This window comes from Shewanella sp. NKUCC06_TVS (assembly GCF_019345515.1).
In the GTDB taxonomy this organism is placed as follows: Bacteria; Pseudomonadota; Gammaproteobacteria; order Enterobacterales; family Shewanellaceae; genus Shewanella; species Shewanella oncorhynchi.
The window spans coordinates 111013-127733 of sequence record NZ_JAHKQX010000015.1; the positions used below are offsets into that span (position 1 = coordinate 111013).

Below are 16721 nucleotides of genomic sequence, written 5' to 3' on the forward strand. Positions count from 1 at the left end.
TTAACACTCAGATTAAATAGGCTTAACTGATGCGTGTAGAGGCAGGCCATTATACCGTGCTGCAGATATAAAAAAGGCTTGAATAAGCGTTGCCTATTCAAGCCTATATTCAAAGTGTTTGAGTTAGCTTAAGCTGCGCTCACTATCCGCTTTAACGTCAACTTCTGTGTATTTATCCATAATCAAGGCACAAGCCGCATCGCCAGTGATATTGAGTGCGGTACGGATCATGTCAAAAACCCTGTCTAATGCAAACAGCAAAGGTAAACCATCGATAGGAATTCCCGCAGCTAACAGCACTGCCACTACTAAGAAGGATGGGCCCGGCACACCTGCTTGACCAATTGCACCTAAGGTTGAGGTGAAAATGATGGCCGCATAGGCTGTCATCGACAGATCAACGTTATACATTTGGGCGAAGAACATGGCCACTAAACCATAATAAATCGCGTTGCCGCTCATATTAATGGTGGCGCCTAACGGCAGTACAAAAGCCGTGGTAGCCTTAGAGACTTTAAGATCTTCCTCGCAGGTTTCCATATTCACTGGCAGAGTCGCCATTGAAGAGGCGGTCGATAATGCCATCACCTGCGGCTTCTTCATTGCCGAAATAAACTGGCGCGCCGACACTCTTGAGAAGAGTTGTACCACTAATGGAAAGAAGATAAAGCCGTAGATCAGAATCGCAGCAACAAACACGGCGAATAACTTAAACACGACTTCTAGTGCATCAAAACCGAAGGTGCCGACAGAATCGGCCATCAAACCAAATACACCGATAGGGGCAATGATCATCACGCAGTTGATCATCCACACAAAGGCATCGACGACTGTGTTGAGTGCGGCCAAAATAGGCTTAGCGCCATCGCCTTTAACTTTAGTCAGTGCGATGCCGAAGAAGATACTAAAGACTAAGATTTGTAATATGTTACCGCCGTTCAGCGACTCGAATACATTGGTTGGGATCATGCCGATAAAGGTATCCATTACCCCGGGTAATGCGCCATGTTCCTTGGTTACTTCCATCAAGTCTGTGCTGCTGTGGGCGGTAAAATCAACGCCTGCACCCGGTTGGAACAGATTACCCATCAAGAGTGCAAGCACAACGGCAAAGCCCGACGTGACAATAAAAAAGCCGAAAGTGCCAATGCCAATCTTACCCGCCGATGGGCTGTCACCTAAGCTCGCCGCGCCGCTGATGATAGAAACCAATACCAGTGGTATCACTAGCATTTTGATTAAATGGATGAAAATGGTTCCGAGTGGTGCAAACACACTTGCACTCTCGCCCATGATAAAACCCACCAGTGCGCCGATAATCATGGCAATAACCACTTGCACACCAATGTTACCTAATAAACTCTTGCTCTTCATTCTTGCGAAACTCCCCAGTTGCCGCAGCATTTTGTGTCATGCACAGACGATTTGAACCTAGATGACTCAAGCTTTAGTGATTAAGGCTTACTCTAGGCTAAAGGTTCACTCTATGTTAAAGGCAAATGCCCGACATTTTTGACCGAGTAAAGTACCACAATTGCATAGCAGGGGATTGTGAAACATCACTAACCTTGGTTTCAAAATAACCAAAGTCTAAATCACGTTAACGTTAAATGAGGAATGCTTAAATTTATGTGCTTAAAAATGAATAAAGCTTATTTAATTGTGGGATTTTAACTGCCGAATTAATGAATTGTGATTTTTACTTTGATGGGCGCAGATATCCTCTCGTATTCTTTGGGCGGCTTGAGTCGTTGGTCACCCATCTTTTACTTGTATGAATCATGAGAGTGGTTAATAGCTAAAAAACCTCCATGACCATTCAACTCTGTGACTCACTCAGTTTTCCCTATGACAACTCCATTTCGAGGACATTATGAACATCACCTCATTTTTCGGCCCGCCCGAATCGTTACAGTGCTGGATAAGAAAGTGCGTCGAACAACCTGGATTAAGTTATTGGCTGGTTTATCAAGATCTTGATGAAAGTGAATCCCTGCAACTGGCCACTCCATTATTCCCGATAGTGAATGATATGAGAGACCTATCGGATGACGAAATCGATGCCTTTGAGGATAGCTTAGGCCGGAGTGACTATGGTTATCTGCTAAACACGGATCAGATTGAGGATGTGATCGATAACCTGATGCAGCAAAAAGCCCTGCCAAGTGAACAGGAACTGCTTGAAGCTATTATCTTTTACTATGAGCGAGATGCGTTTATAGATATTTAAGTGTTTATTTTTATTTTGTTGTTTCTATATAAAATAAAATTACGTGTTGTTAGCGGTAAAATACCGACGGTTAACGTCGGCATTTGCGTTTAAGGCGAGGTAATAAGTTGTGCACCATTTAGTGGTTATTGAGGTATTGAGCGCCTGTTTATTATGAATTCAATTTCGCAAGCACTCTGAATACCTCTTGAACGCCCTAAGGCATTGCGGGGAAGGAGAGCGAGCTGCCAATCCCTAGAGGCAAGCCTAAGGCCCAATATGCCAGTAAGAAACCGCTCCAAAGTAAAAGAAAACTGATTGAAAACGGTAACATCAGTGCCACTAAGGTGCCGATGCCTGATTCCTTAACGTATTTTTGGCAAAACACCACAATTAACGGAAAGTAAGGCATCAGTGGGGTGATGATATTAGTGGATGAGTCGCCCACTCGGTAAGCGGCTTGAGTCAAATCCGGTGACACACCTAGTTCCATTAACATGGGCACCATAATGGCACCAATTAATGCCCATTTGGCTGAAGCGGAACCCACTAATAGATTGACGAATGCAGTGAGAAACACAATCCCCACCAGAGTCACACCCATAGGAAGGGCCAATTCCTTTAACGCCAACGCGCCTTTAATTGCCATTAATGCGCCTAAATTGGATTGACCAAATGCATAAATAAACTGGGCACAGAAAAAAGCCATGACGATGTAATAACCCATGCCACTCATGGATTTGCTCATGCCTTGAATAATGGCTCTGTGGTTGTTTGCCGTGCCAGCGACGTAACCATAGACTATGCTGGGCACTAGGAAGAACACAAAAATAATCGCCACAATGGATCGCATTAAGGGGGCCGAGGCACTGGTTAGGGCGCCATCGGTACTACGCCAAGCAGAGTTGTCCCCATAGGCAGTAAACACCAGTCCTAAGGCACATAACAACATGGATAGCATGGCGAATTTGAGTCCGCGGCGCTCATGGGGTTGCAGTTCATCTAGGGTTGGGAGCGTGCTGGGATCGCCATTCACCGCAGTGTTTTTTAGGCGCGGCTCGATAACTTTATCCGTTAAGAACCAGCCAACTAAGATAATTAAAATGGCAGAAGCCGAAGTAAAAAAGATGTTATTCAATGGGTTAATCGTTAATGTGGCGGCCGCAGGATCGGCTGATAATCTTGCCGCTGCCTGAGTTAAGCCCGCTAACATAGGGTCAAGACTCGATGGTACGCCTACGGTTGCAGAAAAACCACCGGATACGCCAGCGAAAGCGGCGGCAATACCGGCTAAGGGATGACGACCCGCGGCGTAGAAGATCACCGCGCCGAGTGGGATAACGAGTACATAACCCGCATCAACCGCGACATGGCTTAGAATACCTACGGCTATCAATACCGGGGTGAGTAACATTTTGGGAGTGACAGATAAAATGGAGCGCAGCCCCGCATTAATAAAGCCGGTATGTTCAGCAACGCCTAGACCCAACATAGCAACCAGCACGACACCTAGCGGCGGGAAAGTCACAAAGGTGGAGACTATGTTCGAGGTAAATGCAGTCAGTGCGCCGCCTTCGAGCATATTCACGACTTGAATCGGGTTGCCAGTACGAGGGTCGATTTCATCAAAACTGACACCCGATAATCCCCAAGAGATCAACCAGACTAAGCCCAGAAACATCGCAAATAATACTGCGGGGTCGGGAAGTTTGTTGCCGATGACTTCGACGCCATTGAGAAATCGCTGGAATCCAGTGACAGGTTTATGATTTTCCATTTGGGTGCCGCTTCCTAAAAATGATGATTGTTATCGGCGATTATAAAAACGCAGCATTAATTTAAGCTTGGTTTAACTAATCGATAAGAAATAAAACACATAAAAATCTATCGCAGTGGCTTTAGTGCGGGTGGATTTAATCATCACTAAATCAATTTAGCCGCAAATAAAAAGCGCGGGTTCATGACTGAACCCGCGCTTTTTTACTCAACAATGTGTTTGATTACATTATCCGAATGGATCCGCTACGCGCTTATGCCTTTGGACCTGCGTTACGGATAGCGTCTGACACTTGATACTTAGCGAAGTTTTTAGTGAAAGCTTCTGCTAGTTTCTGGGCGTATTCGGCATATAGCGCTTTATCGCCCCAAGTGTTGATTGGGTTGAGTAAATTGCTGTCTACGCCTGTGACTGCCACAGGAACGGCGAGGTTCAAGGTGTCTAAGTGGACGGTTTCCACATCTTTCAGCTCACCGCTGACAATCGCATCGACGATGGCGCGGGTGGTTGGGATGTCAAAACGTTTACCTACACCGTGTGGACCGCCAGTCCAGCCTGTGTTGACTAAGTACACTTGGCTACCGAATGACTCAATGCGCTTCATCAACAGTTCTGCGTACACGCCAGCAGGGCGAGGGAAGAAAGGTGCGCCGAAGCACGTTGAGAAGGTGGATTGAATCGCCGAGGTTGAGCCGATTTCAGTCGAGCCCACTTTGGCGGTATAGCCAGATAAAAAGTGGTATGCCGCTTGTTCTTTGGTCAGGATAGAAACCGGTGGTAATACGCCAGATACGTCGCAGGTTAAGAATACAACCGCATGTGGCTCAGCGCCGCAGTTGTCTTCTTTACGTTGGGCGATGTGCTCCAGCGGATAGGCTGCGCGAGTATTTTCCGTTAGGCTGCTGTCTTTGTAGTTAGGTACGCGGTGTTCGTCCATAACGACGTTTTCAAGTACAGTGCCGAAACGAATCGCATCCCAAATCACGGGCTCATTCTTCTGGCTTAAGTCGATACATTTGGCGTAGCAACCGCCTTCGATGTTGAATACACCGCCGGGTGCCCAGCCGTGTTCATCGTCACCAATCAGGAAGCGTTTTGGATCAGCAGAGAGTGTGGTTTTACCTGTGCCAGATAAACCGAAAAATAGCGTAGTGTCGCCATCTTTACCCACGTTGGCTGAGCAGTGCATTGGGAGCACGCCTTGGGCTGGCAGTAGGAAGTTTTGCACTGAGAACATAGACTTTTTCATTTCGCCGGCGTATTTAAGGCCAGCGAGCAGCACTTTACGTTCGGCGAAGTTTAAAATCACGGTCGCATCTGAGTTAGTGCCATCACGTTCTGGTACGCAAACAAAGTCAGGGGCATTGATGATCTGCCACACTGGTTTGTCTTTACGATTAAATTCTTCAGGAATGATAAATAGATTGCGGGCGAACAGTTGGTGCCAAGCGTATTGCGTGGTGACTCGTACTGGTTGGTAATGTTCAGTGTCGGCACCGACTTCGAGATCAGATACAAACAGTTCTTTATCGGCTAGGTAAGCTTCAACCCGTGCCCATAAACCTTCAAAAGCACCTGGATCGAAAGCCTGATTGACTGTTCCCCATTCGATGTCAGCTTCTGAACTGGGTTCTCTTACAATGAAACGATCGCCAGGTGAGCGACCGCTGCGAGCGCCTGTTTTAGCAACTAATGCGCCATTGGCTGTCAATTCACCTTCGCCGCGTAGCAGGGCAAATTCGACAAGTTGTGCTGTTGAGGGGTTAAAGTGAACGCGGTTTAATCCATCCGCCATAGTGAGGTCTCCATTTGATTTGTAAGGTTATTTTAATATCGATCGTCTGCCGATTTAATTTTATTTATCGCCTGAGTCGTGCTAGGTGACAAAGTGAGGCGATTGTAGCCTAAGCCGAGTGCAATGTGTGAGGGGATTATAGGTATGAATAAAAAATGGGCGCCAAATAGGGCGCCCATTTTTTAGCTGTAGTAGTTTTACTGCTGGGTTGTTGATGTCTGACCGTTAGCAAATAAGGTTGCTACGTCTATGGCATCAAAGGTGTATTTAGCGTTGCAATATTCGCAACCCATTTCTATCTTGCCATCTTCGGCCAGTATGGCTTCGATTTCTGCTTGATCTAAGGTTTTGATCGCGCCGGCACTGCGCTCATGGGAACAAGTGCATTTAAAGCTCACATCAATAGGATCAAATAAGCGCACTTCTTCCTGATGATAGAGGCGATGTAACACGCTTTCTGCATCAAGAGTAAATAGCTCTTCGGCCTTGATGGTCGACGTCAGTTGGCTCAAGTGTTCGAAGTCGGCGTTGTGATCTTGCTGGCTTGGCAGAATTTGTAGGAACATGCCCGCCGCTTGCTTGCCGTCGGCAAATAACCAAATTCCCGTAGGTAACTGCTCAGATTGATTGAAGTATTCTTCAACACAGGCCGCAAGCGTTGGCTTGTCTAGTGCAACGACACCTTGGTAGCGTTCACCTTCGTCGGGTGTTAAGGTGATGACCATATAGCCTTGGCCGAAGAGTTCTGTGAGGCTAGCATCATCGGCGAGTTCAGAATTCCAGCGAGCCACACCGCGTAACTCTTGTAAATTGTTACCGTTGATCACCGCTAAAGAAACAGGGCCGTTGCCTTGTAACTGTACGCTGATATCACCGCTAAATTTCAATGTAGCGGTTAATAGTGAGGTGGCTGCCATTAATTCACCCAGTAGCACTTGCAGTACGGCTGGGTATTCTTGGGCGCTGATCACTTGTTGATAGCTGTCTTGTAACTGCACCAGTTCACCGCGCACATCGGCATTATCGAACAAGTAGCGGTGTAAAGTATCTTGGTTCATCGTGTATCTCACTGTTAAAGGTCTTTAAAGCGCATGAGCTGGCGTCGTTGCTTTTTATCTGGTTTCTGATCGGGTATCGGGTTATTGAGCATGTGGAGGCGTCGTTGCTCAGCATTAATGGCCCGTTTAGCCAGACTTGTCGCGGTTTCTTCGTACAATTCTTGTGCAATCGCACCACTTTGGCGTAATTGCGATAATTTTTTTATGACGATCTCTTTATCGTCATATCCTTGGCGTATCTTAAGGACGGCGCCTATCTCGGCATTCCTACTAGATTTGGCACGCTGGCCGTTGTAATGTACTTTGCCGCCGTTAATCATTTCTTTGGCGATGGCACGGGTTTTATAAAAACGTGCAGCCCAAAGCCACTTATCGAGTCGAATGTCTGTTTTATCGCTTTGACCTTGAGTCATAGTGTCTCCAGCTAAAAGATCGATGAGTTCACATGCCGAGCAAGAAAATGCGTGAAGAGCATTTCTATTATGTTAAAGGGTGGCGTGCTTCACACCCTTTTATGGCGGGCAAAGTTAGCATAATTGGCCTATTTTCGCCAATTTGAATGCTGTTATGGGCTTGTTGCCAAATGCTGCCTAGGTTAGCATGAGACGGTAATCGCCTAATTATTATAATCAGAACAGAGACCTGTATCGAGGGTCCACATAAAATATGGATTTATTAGATAAAGTTATCGCAAAAGCCATTGGCATGCCCCATAAGCCCTTAAGCCGGATAGTCTTCTGGTTGGGTTTTATTGTGATCATGTTGTTAGCCGCGCAAATTACATGGAAATTAGTGCCTACTAGCTCATCACCCAGTGCTTGGTCACCAACGCCCGTTAATCTGACGGGTAAAAGTGCTGGGCAGGTTGATCTTGCGGGTTTACAGCAGCTTGGTCTCTTTGGTAAGGCAGATGCTAAATCTGAAAAGCCAAAAACTGAGGTTGTTGAGACTGTGACCGACGCGCCTAAGACCACGCTCTCTATTCAGCTCACTGGCGTTGTTGCATCGACAGCAGATCAGAAAGGCTTAGCGATCATTGAGTCAAACGGCAGCCAAGAGACCTACAGCTTAGGCGATAAAATCAAGGGCACTTCGGCATCACTGAAAGAAGTCTATGCCGACCGTATTATCATCACTAACGCTGGCCGTTACGAGACATTAATGCTCGATGGCTTAGTTTATACTAGCCAAAGCCCAGCCAATCAGCAGTTACAACAAGCTAAGACTAATAAGACTGGCTCGGCAGTGAGCCGTGTCGATCAACGTAAAAATGCCGAAATCTCCCAAGAACTCGCCGAATCCCGCACCGAATTGTTAGCCGACCCCAGTAAGATCACCGATTATATTGCCATTTCACCTGTCAGACAGGGTGACGCTGTGGCGGGATATCGCTTGAATCCAGGGAAAGACGCCAATTTGTTTAAGCAGGCGGGTTTTAAAGCTAACGATTTAGCCAAATCGATTAATGGATACGACTTGACCGTAATGAGTCAAGCGTTAGAAATGATGAGCCAATTACCTGAGTTAACTGAAGTTTCTATTATGGTTGAGCGGGAAGGACAATTGGTTGAAATCATGTTTAGTTTGCCGCAATAACACGCGTTAGAGGAAAGAAAAAGAATGAATAACAAAAGGATTCGACGCAAGCTGATTGCTGGGGTTGTTGCGGGTGCAGCCATGTTCTCCTCCCAATTCGCTTGGTCTGAACAGTATGCGGCCAACTTTAAAGGCACGGATATTCAAGAATTTATCAATATCGTTGGTAAGAACCTGAATAAGACCATCATAGTTGACCCGACAATTCGCGGCAAAATCAACGTTCGCAGTTATGATCTGTTGAACGATGAACAGTATTACCAGTTTTTCCTCAACGTCTTACAAGTTTACGGTTATGCCATCGTTGAGATGGAAAATAACGTTATTAAAGTCATCAAAGACAAAGATGCCAAAACCGCTGCAATTCGAGTCGCTAACGATAATGACCCCGGCCTTGGTGATGAAATGGTGACGCGTATCGTGGCCTTGTATAACACTGAGGCTAAGCAATTAGCGCCGTTATTACGTCAACTTAATGATAATGCGGGTGGCGGCAACGTAGTGAACTACGACCCCTCCAATGTCTTGATGTTGTCTGGCCGTGCTGCTGTCGTGAACAAGTTAGTCGAAATTATCCGTCGAGTGGATAAGCAAGGCGATACCTCGGTGCAAGTGGTGCCGTTAGAATTTGCCTCCGCGGGTGAAATGGTACGAATTATCGATACCCTTTATCGTGCTACCGCTAACCAATCCCAATTGCCAGGCCAAGCGCCAAAAGTGGTTGCTGACGAACGTATCAATGCCGTAGTCGTGAGCGGTGATGAGAAGAGCCGCCAACGTGTGGTCGAGCTTATCCGTCGTCTCGATGCCGAACAAGCCAGCACAGGTAACACAAAAGTTCGTTATCTACGTTATGCCAAAGCAGAAGATTTAGTTGAAGTGCTGACCGGTTTTGCCCAAAAGTTGGAAGGCGAGAAAGATCCGAGCGCTCAGGCTGCAGGTGGTAAACGCCGTAATGAAATCAATATCATGGCGCATACTGAAACCAACGCCTTAGTGATCAGTGCTGAACCCGATCAGATGCGTACTATCGAGAGCGTGATTAATCAACTCGACATCCGCCGTGCTCAGGTACTCGTAGAAGCCATTATCGTGGAAGTCGCCGAAGGCGATAGCGTCGGCTTTGGGGTCCAATGGGCCGCGAAAGCGGGTGGTGGTACTCAGTTTAATAACTTAGGCCCAACCATAGGTGAAATTGGTGCAGGTGTATGGCAGGCGCAAGATCAAGAAGGGACATTCATCACTAACCCGAGCACTGGTCAGGTGATAGGTCAAAACCCGAGTACTAAGGGAGATGTGACGCTACTCGCACAAGCCTTAGGCAAAGTTAACGGTATGGCTTGGGGCGTGGCCATGGGCGACTTTGGTGCTTTAATTCAAGCAGTGTCGAGTGACACTAACTCAAACGTACTGGCAACGCCTTCTATTACGACCTTAGATAACCAAGAAGCCTCATTTATTGTGGGTGACGAAGTGCCTATTCTGACAGGTTCTACCGCCAGCTCGAGCAACAGCAACCCATTCCAAACCGTTGAGCGTAAAGAGGTTGGGGTTAAACTGAAAGTGGTGCCGCAGATCAACGAAGGCAGCTCTGTTAAGCTGACGATTGAACAGGAAGTTTCTGGGGTTAACGGTAATACAGGCGTGGATATTTCCTTCGCGACTCGTCGGTTAACCACTACCGTTATGGCGGATTCTGGTCAAATTGTGGTACTCGGTGGTTTGATCAACGAAGAAGTACAAGAAAGTATACAAAAAGTACCGTTCTTGGGTGATATCCCTATTCTAGGACATTTGTTTAAATCTTCTTCGAGCAAAAAAACGAAGAAAAACCTAATGATTTTCATCAAGCCAACGATTATACGTGATGGCATCACGATGGAAGGGATTGCTGGGCGTAAATATAATTATTTCAGAGCATTACAGCTTGAACAGCAAGAGCGTGGCGTTAACTTAATGCCTGATACTAAAGTGCCTGTACTAGATGAATGGAATCAGTCTGAGTATTTACCACCTGAAGTTAACGAGATTTTAGAGCGTTATAAAGAAGGTAAAGGCTTAGAGACTCAGATGCGTAAAACGGATCCGACGCTCAAAACGCTCGATGAAAACAAAAACAAAGATAAAACCAATGAGTGAAATTCAACTATCCCAAGTCGATGACCTCAGCCAAGTCTCTAATGAGCTAGGCCTTGAAGCTGAAGGTGATGAGGTATTTCGTTCGAGCAGTAAAGAGCGTTTACCTTTTGCCTTTGCACACCGCCACGATGTGGTGCTCGCGCTGGGTGAAACGGGCGAGTTAAGCTTGTTCTATACGAGTAAAACACCGTTAACGGCTATGCTCGAAGCGCGGCGTTATTCGGGTGTTGATTTGCCTTTGGTTAAGCTCGAAGTCGCAAAGTTTGAGGCCAAACTCACTCAAGCATATCAGGCGAACTCGTCTGAAGCGCAGCAGTTGATGGAAGACATAGGCAACGAGATGGATTTATTCACCCTTGCCGAAGAGCTGCCGCAGACCGAAGACTTACTTGAAGGTGATGATGATGCGCCTATCATCAAATTGATTAATGCCTTGTTATCTGAAGCGATTAAAGAAGAAGCGTCGGATATCCATATCGAAACCTACGAGAAACAGCTTGTAGTGCGGTTCCGTATCGATGGTGTGCTCAAAGAGGTCCTTAAGCCAAACCGTAAACTGTCGTCGCTGTTAGTCTCGCGGATTAAGGTTATGGCTCGCCTCGATATCGCCGAAAAACGTGTGCCACAGGATGGCCGTATTTCTCTGCGTATCGCAGGTCGTGCGGTGGATGTGCGGGTATCGACCATGCCATCGAGCCACGGTGAACGTGTTGTACTGCGTCTGCTGGATAAAAATACTGGCAACCTCGATTTAGAGCAATTGGGGATGACCGACAGTATTCGGGTTAAGTTTGAAGATCTTATTCGTCGCCCTCACGGGATCATTTTGGTGACTGGCCCAACGGGCTCGGGTAAAAGTACCACTTTGTATGCGGGTTTGACGGAGATCAACTCCAAAGACACCAACATACTCACAGTAGAAGACCCTATCGAATACGAGTTAGACGGTATCGGTCAGACCCAAGTTAACACTAAGGCCGACATGACCTTCGCCCGTGGTCTGCGCGCTATTTTGCGTCAAGACCCCGATGTCGTGATGATAGGCGAGATCCGCGACCTCGAAACCGCGCAAATTGCGGTACAAGCGTCACTCACTGGCCACATGGTGATTTCAACCCTGCATACCAACACAGCGTCTGGCGCGATTACACGTTTGCAAGACATGGGCGTAGAGCCTTTCCTCGTGTCTTCAAGTTTACTCGGCGTGTTGGCTCAACGTTTGATCCGAACCCTTTGTCCTAAATGTAAAATCGAGCATGTGCCCGATGCGCGTGAGCGTGAGTTGCTGGGCATAGCCGCTGATGATGACAGGCGTATTTTCCGTGCCAATGGTTGTAAATCCTGTGGTAACAATGGCTACCGTGGTCGAACCGGTATTCATGAGCTATTACTGGTTGACGATAATGTGCGTGAATTGATCCATGGCGGCCGCGGAGAGTTAGCCATCGAAAAGTATATTCGTCAGTTTGTACCGAGCATTCGTCACGATGGCATGAGCAAAGTGCTCGCGGGCATCACCACTCTCGAAGAAGTGCTACGTGTGACTCGCGAGGAGTAATTTATGCCAGCATTTGAATATAAGGCACTGGATGCCAAGGGAAAGCAGCTTAAGGGCGTGATTGAGGCGGATACCGCCAGACATGCCCGCAGCCAACTGCGCGATCAGCGCATGATGCCCTTGGAAATACTGCCTGTTACTGAAAAAGAAGCCAAAGCTAAGAGCAGCAGTTTTTCGTTTTTCAAACGTGGTATTTCAGTTGCTGAATTAGCTTTGATCACCCGCCAAATTGCGACCTTAGTGGCCGCGGGTTTACCGATTGAAGAATCCCTTAAAGCCGTTGGTCAGCAGTGCGAGAAAGATCGTCTCGCGAGCATGATTATGGCGGTACGTTCTCGGGTGGTGGAAGGTTATAGTCTGGCCGATTCCTTGGCTGAATTTCCGCATATTTTCGATGATTTATACCGTGCCATGGTGGCCTCGGGTGAAAAATCCGGTCACTTAGAAGTGGTGCTTAATCGTCTGGCGGATTATACCGAGCGACGCCAACAGCTTAAATCTAAGCTGACCCAAGCCATGATTTATCCCGCGGTTTTGACCACAGTGGCGATAGGGGTGATTTCAATCCTGCTAGCTGCGGTTGTGCCTAAAGTGGTCGGACAGTTTGAGCACATGGGCGCCGAGTTACCCGCTTCGACCCGCTTCTTGATTTCTGCCTCTGACTTTGTTCAAAACTATGGTGTGTTTGTGGTCATCGCCTTAGTGCTGCTGTTCGCACTCTTTCGGCGCATGTTAAAGTCACCTGCGTTTAGGATGAAGTACGATAATTTTTTATTGAGCATGCCGGTTGTTGGCCGCGTGAGTAAGGGATTAAATACGGCGCGTTTTGCGCGGACGTTAAGTATTTTATCCGCCAGTTCAGTACCTTTGCTCGATGGGATGCGTATCGCGAGTGAAGTGTTGCAGAATATGCGAGTGCGGGCCGCAGTTGACGATGCGACTGCACGCGTGCGGGAAGGAACTAGCTTAGGTGCAGCGTTGACTAATACTAAGTTGTTTCCGGCTATGATGTTATACATGATTGCGTCGGGCGAGAAGAGTGGTCAACTTGAGCAGATGTTAGAGCGGGCCGCCGATAACCAAGACAGGGAATTCGAAGGTAACGTCAACATAGCATTGGGTGTATTCGAGCCTATGCTGGTGGTCAGTATGGCGTGTGTTGTGCTCTTTATCGTGATGGCAATTTTGCAGCCAATTTTAGCCTTGAATAACTTGATTAGCGGTTAATTTTTGAATTTATGGATTATGACCAAGTCGATTGGCATAGGATTTTTTAGGAGAAGTAGTCGATGCAAATGAACAAGAAACATCAAGGTTTTACCTTACTCGAAGTGATGGTTGTTATCGTGATTTTAGGGATTTTAGCCTCTATGGTTGTGCCTAACTTGATGGGTAACAAAGATAAGGCTGACCAACAAAAAGCCGTGTCTGACATAGTTGCACTCGAAAATGCCTTAGATATGTATAAGTTAGATAACGGTGTCTATCCATCGACCGAACAAGGCTTAGAAGCATTAGTGCAAAAGCCTACGATTTCGCCTGAGCCACGTAACTACCGTGAAGATGGTTATGTAAAACGTTTGCCAGAAGATCCATGGCGCAATAACTACCTGTTGTTAAGCCCTGGCGAAAACGGCAAGTTAGATATTTTCAGTGCAGGCCCAGATGGTCAACCAGGTACCGAAGATGACATCGGTAACTGGAATTTACAGAATTTCCAATAAGATGCTAAAGCTGCGTCACGCTGGTTTCACCTTAATGGAGGTGATGCTAGTGATTTTGTTGATGGGGCTCACGGCTGCGGCCGTGACTATGTCTATCGGCAATTCTGGGCCGCAACAGGCCTTAGATAGAACGGCGCGGCAGTTTATTGCGGCCACTGAAATGGTGCTTGATGAAACTGTTTTAAGTGGCCAGTTTATTGGTATTGTGATTGAGAAAACTAGTTATCAGTTTGTTTTTTATAAAGAAGGTAAGTGGGAGCCTTTGGATAAAGACAGACTCTTATCTGAAAAGCAAATGGAGCAAGGGGTTGAGCTGAACTTAGTGCTCGATGGTTTACCTTTGGTACAAGAGGATGAGAAAGACGATTCTTGGTTTGAAGAACCGCTGATTGAACCCTCTGCCGATGATAAGAAGAAACACCCTGAGCCACAGGTCATGCTATTCCCGAGCGGTGAAATGAGCGCTTTTGAGCTGACGTTTATCGCTAAAACTAACAAAGGCCAGCAGGCCGAAACGTTAGTGGTCGGTGATGCGCTGGGCAGATTAACCATAGGGCGCCCCGATGAAACGCGTTAAGGGCATGACCCTACTCGAAGTGATTGTGGCCCTTGCCGTATTTTCGATTGCGGCCGTGTCTATCACTAAAAGTTTGGGCGAGCAGATGGCAAACATGCCGATTCTGGAATCGCGCACTTTGGCACAGTGGGTGGCTGATAATCAGATGGTCGATGCCAGACTTGATCCACAGTTTCCTGAAATCGGTAAAAAAGAAGGTCAAGTTGAGCTCGCAGGAAAGGATTGGTATTGGCGTAAAGAAGTGGTGAAAACGACGGACGATAATTTTCGTATGATCCGCATTAGTGTGAGTGAAGACGAACGATATCAGCGTATTGCCGCACAAGTGAGCAGTTATGTCCTTAAAACTAACTAGTGCGCAGCGGGGATTCACCCTGTTGGAAATGCTGATCGCCATCGCGATTTTCGCCATGATAGGTTTGGCTTCTAATGCGGTACTCAGCACAGTGCTGACTAACGATGAAGTGACGCGCGCTTTTTCAACTCGGCTTAAAGCTCTACAACAAGGCTTTGGTGCGATTGAGCGTGATCTCGCGCAAATGGTGGCGCGCACGCCAAGATTACTCGAAGGTGGTCGAGGTTCGACCGTCTTCCAAACGGGCAATGATATCTTAGATTCGGAATCAGAAGCCTTAGTGTTTTACCGCTTAGGCTGGTTAAATCCCGACGGTTTATTACCGCGAGGCAGCTTACAGTCGGTGGCGTATGTGGTGCATGAAGGGCGGCTGGAACGTTGGTATTTTCCTTATCCTGAGCCTGAATTTGGCGCCGAGCCGATTAAGACAGTGATTATCGACAAAGTGCTGTCGGTGGAATATTCCTTCTTCATGGAAGACAAGTGGGAGCGTAAAGTCGAGGCGACTAAGTTGCCTAAAGCGATCGCCATGGAGATTGAGATTGAAGGTTTAGGCAAGATCCAACGTAAGTTCTTGTTGCCGCTGGGTGCTGTTGCACCAGAAAAGTCTAAGGATGACGATAATAAAGACGAAAATCCGGACGATACGAACAAAGATAAAGACAAAGATGGAGTCGATGATGGCTCGGGGAACGATCCAGGTGACGGTTCTGGTGATCCAGGTGATGGCGACCCTGAAGATGAGGGCCGCGAATGAGAACCCAATCTCGGTCTAAACAGCGTGGTGTCGCACTGATAGTTGTGCTCTTGATAGTTGCCATGGTGGTGATCATCGCGACAAATATCACAGGCCGTAATCAGTTATCCATGCGTCGAACGTTGAACTTGGCCCAGTACGATCAAGCCTATTGGTACGCGATTTCTGCCGAAGAACTGGCGAAGAAGATTTTAAAACAAGATTTAGACGACTCGGAAGGTCGAGTCCACAGGCAACAATATTGGGCCATGGCCGATGTTGTGTTTCCGGCGGAATACGGTGAAATTGCTGGCAAGATCACTGATATGCGCGCCTGTTTTAACTTAAATGCCTTGTCTGTGACTACGAAAGAGGTGGAAAACAGTCAACCTAAGCTGCCGCTGGCGGCGAAGCAATATAAGGCCTTGTTGGTGAGTTTAGGGATGGACGACTTTAGTGCGGACCGTCTGACCCAGACCTTAAAAGATTATATCGACGAAGACACCACTGCTAGCCCTTATGGTGCCGAAGATGCGGAATACGAAGCGCGAAATGTGCCTTACCGTGCGGCCAATACGCTGATGAATCATCGCAGTGAATTACGGGCAGTGATGGGATACACCCAAGATATCTATTTGAAACTCTTGCCCTATGTATGCGTTATCCCTGGCAATGACAGGCAATTACTGAATGTGAATACCTTGGAAGTAGAGCAAGCGGCACTGTTAGCTGGCATGCTCGAAAATCAGATTTCGGTAGGCGAAGCAGAAAGTATCATCAACCAACGCCCCGGTGATGGCTTTGCCAAGATAGATGATTTTTATGAAAGCTCATCCATGGGATCGATCAAGTGGGAGGGTGCCATGAAGTCGAGCTTTGTCATCGATAGCCAATATTTTTTATTGGCCTCAGGGGCGAAGGTTGATAACGCCGTATTTAGAATGGAAAGTGTGCTCAAAAAGAGCGGCGGCAATAAAATGGAAGTGCTCACCCGTCAGTTTGGTGGCCAAAAATAATGGAAGTGCTCACCCGGCAGGGTTTGATGTTGGTGGACAAAAATAATGGCAGTGCTCACCCGTCAGGGTTTGATGTTGGTGGCCAAAATAATGGAAGTGCTCACCCGGCAGAATCTGGTGGACAAAAATAATAGCAACGAGCTCAGTCACGCTTTCTTGACTGGGACTGGTGGAGAAAAAC

The 16721-nt window shown here is 47.1% G+C and carries 16 protein-coding genes; 11 read left to right on the top strand and 5 right to left on the bottom strand.

The annotated features are described in order from the left end of the window. Positions 1–123: 123 nt before the first annotated feature. The gene (locus tag KO531_RS16675; RefSeq protein WP_105250986.1) at positions 124–1374 is read right to left on the bottom strand and encodes a dicarboxylate/amino acid:cation symporter; all 1251 of its coding nucleotides are present in this window, start codon (positions 1372–1374) and stop codon (positions 124–126) included. Between the two features lie 499 nt (positions 1375–1873). On the opposite strand from KO531_RS16675, the gene KO531_RS16680 reads away from it, so the two are divergent. Continuing rightward, positions 1874–2230 carry a hypothetical protein gene (locus tag KO531_RS16680; protein ID WP_219251738.1) on the top strand — a complete coding sequence of 119 codons (357 nt, stop codon included), beginning with the start codon at positions 1874–1876 and terminating at the stop codon, positions 2228–2230. 196 nt (positions 2231–2426) lie between these two features. On the opposite strand, the gene KO531_RS16685 is transcribed toward KO531_RS16680, so the two are convergent. The 4 genes from KO531_RS16685 to hslR form a co-directional block, all read right to left on the bottom strand. After that, the gene (locus KO531_RS16685; RefSeq protein WP_219251739.1) at positions 2427–3986 is read right to left on the bottom strand and encodes an AbgT family transporter; all 1560 of its coding nucleotides are present in this window, start codon (positions 3984–3986) and stop codon (positions 2427–2429) included. Positions 3987–4239: 253 nt separating this feature from the next. Next, positions 4240–5781, bottom strand: a complete 1542-nt coding sequence (locus KO531_RS16690; protein WP_168826957.1) for a phosphoenolpyruvate carboxykinase — start codon at positions 5779–5781, stop codon at positions 4240–4242. Positions 5782–5978: 197 nt separating this feature from the next. Then, positions 5979–6839: an Hsp33 family molecular chaperone HslO gene (hslO, locus tag KO531_RS16695; protein WP_219251740.1), complete on the bottom strand. Its 861-nt coding sequence runs from the start codon at positions 6837–6839 to the stop codon at positions 5979–5981. Positions 6840–6853: 14 nt separating this feature from the next. After that, the gene (gene hslR / locus KO531_RS16700; protein WP_011848177.1) at positions 6854–7252 is read right to left on the bottom strand and encodes a ribosome-associated heat shock protein Hsp15; all 399 of its coding nucleotides are present in this window, start codon (positions 7250–7252) and stop codon (positions 6854–6856) included. A 253-nt stretch (positions 7253–7505) separates the two neighbouring features. On the opposite strand from hslR, the gene gspC reads away from it, so the two are divergent. The 10 genes from gspC to KO531_RS22575 all read left to right on the top strand — a co-directional run bounded on the left by gspC (position 7506) and on the right by KO531_RS22575 (position 16671). Continuing rightward, positions 7506–8435 (top strand): type II secretion system protein GspC, encoded by a 930-nt coding sequence (gene gspC, locus KO531_RS16705; RefSeq protein WP_113941579.1) that lies wholly within the window; start codon positions 7506–7508, stop codon positions 8433–8435. Positions 8436–8459: 24 nt separating this feature from the next. Next, the gene (gspD, locus tag KO531_RS16710; protein ID WP_212600806.1) at positions 8460–10574 is read left to right on the top strand and encodes a type II secretion system secretin GspD; all 2115 of its coding nucleotides are present in this window, start codon (positions 8460–8462) and stop codon (positions 10572–10574) included. Next, complete coding sequence (gene gspE / locus KO531_RS16715) at positions 10567–12132, top strand: type II secretion system ATPase GspE (RefSeq protein WP_105250994.1); 1566 nt, start codon at positions 10567–10569, stop codon at positions 12130–12132. The genes gspD and gspE overlap by 8 nt, the downstream gene beginning before the upstream one ends. A gap of 3 nt (positions 12133–12135) precedes the next feature. Further along, on the top strand, positions 12136–13359 hold the full coding sequence (gspF, locus tag KO531_RS16720; protein ID WP_105250995.1) for a type II secretion system inner membrane protein GspF: 1224 nt from the start codon (positions 12136–12138) through the stop codon (positions 13357–13359). A 62-nt stretch (positions 13360–13421) separates the two neighbouring features. Then, positions 13422–13856, top strand: a complete 435-nt coding sequence (gspG, locus tag KO531_RS16725) for a type II secretion system major pseudopilin GspG (RefSeq protein WP_105250996.1) — start codon at positions 13422–13424, stop codon at positions 13854–13856. 1 nt (position 13857) lies between these two features. After that, positions 13858–14433: a type II secretion system minor pseudopilin GspH gene (gene gspH, locus KO531_RS16730; RefSeq protein ID WP_168827004.1), complete on the top strand. Its 576-nt coding sequence runs from the start codon at positions 13858–13860 to the stop codon at positions 14431–14433. Then, positions 14420–14788, top strand: a complete 369-nt coding sequence (gene gspI / locus KO531_RS16735) for a type II secretion system minor pseudopilin GspI (RefSeq protein ID WP_105250998.1) — start codon at positions 14420–14422, stop codon at positions 14786–14788. Before gspH ends, gspI begins: the two co-directional genes overlap by 14 nt. Beyond that, a complete protein-coding gene (gene gspJ, locus KO531_RS16740) occupies positions 14769–15545 on the top strand; it encodes a type II secretion system minor pseudopilin GspJ (RefSeq protein WP_131525235.1) in 777 nt (258 codons plus the stop codon). Before gspI ends, gspJ begins: the two co-directional genes overlap by 20 nt. Next, the gene (gene gspK / locus KO531_RS16745) at positions 15542–16540 is read left to right on the top strand and encodes a type II secretion system minor pseudopilin GspK (protein ID WP_105251000.1); all 999 of its coding nucleotides are present in this window, start codon (positions 15542–15544) and stop codon (positions 16538–16540) included. Before gspJ ends, gspK begins: the two co-directional genes overlap by 4 nt. Beyond that, positions 16540–16671: a hypothetical protein gene (locus KO531_RS22575; RefSeq protein ID WP_263201166.1), complete on the top strand. Its 132-nt coding sequence runs from the start codon at positions 16540–16542 to the stop codon at positions 16669–16671. Before gspK ends, KO531_RS22575 begins: the two co-directional genes overlap by 1 nt. Positions 16672–16721: the final 50 nt, after the last annotated feature.

What these genes read in the sequence shown, in the direction of transcription:
- KO531_RS16675 (WP_105250986.1), bottom strand. Translation starts at nt 1,374, where the DNA reads ATGAAGAGCAAGAGTTTATTAGGTAACATTGGTGTGCAAGTGGTTATT.
- KO531_RS16680 (WP_219251738.1), top strand. Translation starts at nt 1,874, where the DNA reads ATGAACATCACCTCATTTTTCGGCCCGCCCGAATCGTTACAGTGCTGG.
- KO531_RS16685 (WP_219251739.1), bottom strand. Translation starts at nt 3,986, where the DNA reads ATGGAAAATCATAAACCTGTCACTGGATTCCAGCGATTTCTCAATGGC.
- KO531_RS16690 (WP_168826957.1), bottom strand. Translation starts at nt 5,781, where the DNA reads ATGGCGGATGGATTAAACCGCGTTCACTTTAACCCCTCAACAGCACAA.
- hslO (WP_219251740.1), bottom strand. Translation starts at nt 6,839, where the DNA reads ATGAACCAAGATACTTTACACCGCTACTTGTTCGATAATGCCGATGTG.
- hslR (WP_011848177.1), bottom strand. Translation starts at nt 7,252, where the DNA reads ATGACTCAAGGTCAAAGCGATAAAACAGACATTCGACTCGATAAGTGG.
- gspC (WP_113941579.1), top strand. Translation starts at nt 7,506, where the DNA reads ATGGATTTATTAGATAAAGTTATCGCAAAAGCCATTGGCATGCCCCAT.
- gspD (WP_212600806.1), top strand. Translation starts at nt 8,460, where the DNA reads ATGAATAACAAAAGGATTCGACGCAAGCTGATTGCTGGGGTTGTTGCG.
- gspE (WP_105250994.1), top strand. Translation starts at nt 10,567, where the DNA reads ATGAGTGAAATTCAACTATCCCAAGTCGATGACCTCAGCCAAGTCTCT.
- gspF (WP_105250995.1), top strand. Translation starts at nt 12,136, where the DNA reads ATGCCAGCATTTGAATATAAGGCACTGGATGCCAAGGGAAAGCAGCTT.
- gspG (WP_105250996.1), top strand. Translation starts at nt 13,422, where the DNA reads ATGCAAATGAACAAGAAACATCAAGGTTTTACCTTACTCGAAGTGATG.
- gspH (WP_168827004.1), top strand. Translation starts at nt 13,858, where the DNA reads ATGCTAAAGCTGCGTCACGCTGGTTTCACCTTAATGGAGGTGATGCTA.
- gspI (WP_105250998.1), top strand. Translation starts at nt 14,420, where the DNA reads ATGAAACGCGTTAAGGGCATGACCCTACTCGAAGTGATTGTGGCCCTT.
- gspJ (WP_131525235.1), top strand. Translation starts at nt 14,769, where the DNA reads ATGTCCTTAAAACTAACTAGTGCGCAGCGGGGATTCACCCTGTTGGAA.
- gspK (WP_105251000.1), top strand. Translation starts at nt 15,542, where the DNA reads ATGAGAACCCAATCTCGGTCTAAACAGCGTGGTGTCGCACTGATAGTT.
- KO531_RS22575 (WP_263201166.1), top strand. Translation starts at nt 16,540, where the DNA reads ATGGAAGTGCTCACCCGGCAGGGTTTGATGTTGGTGGACAAAAATAAT.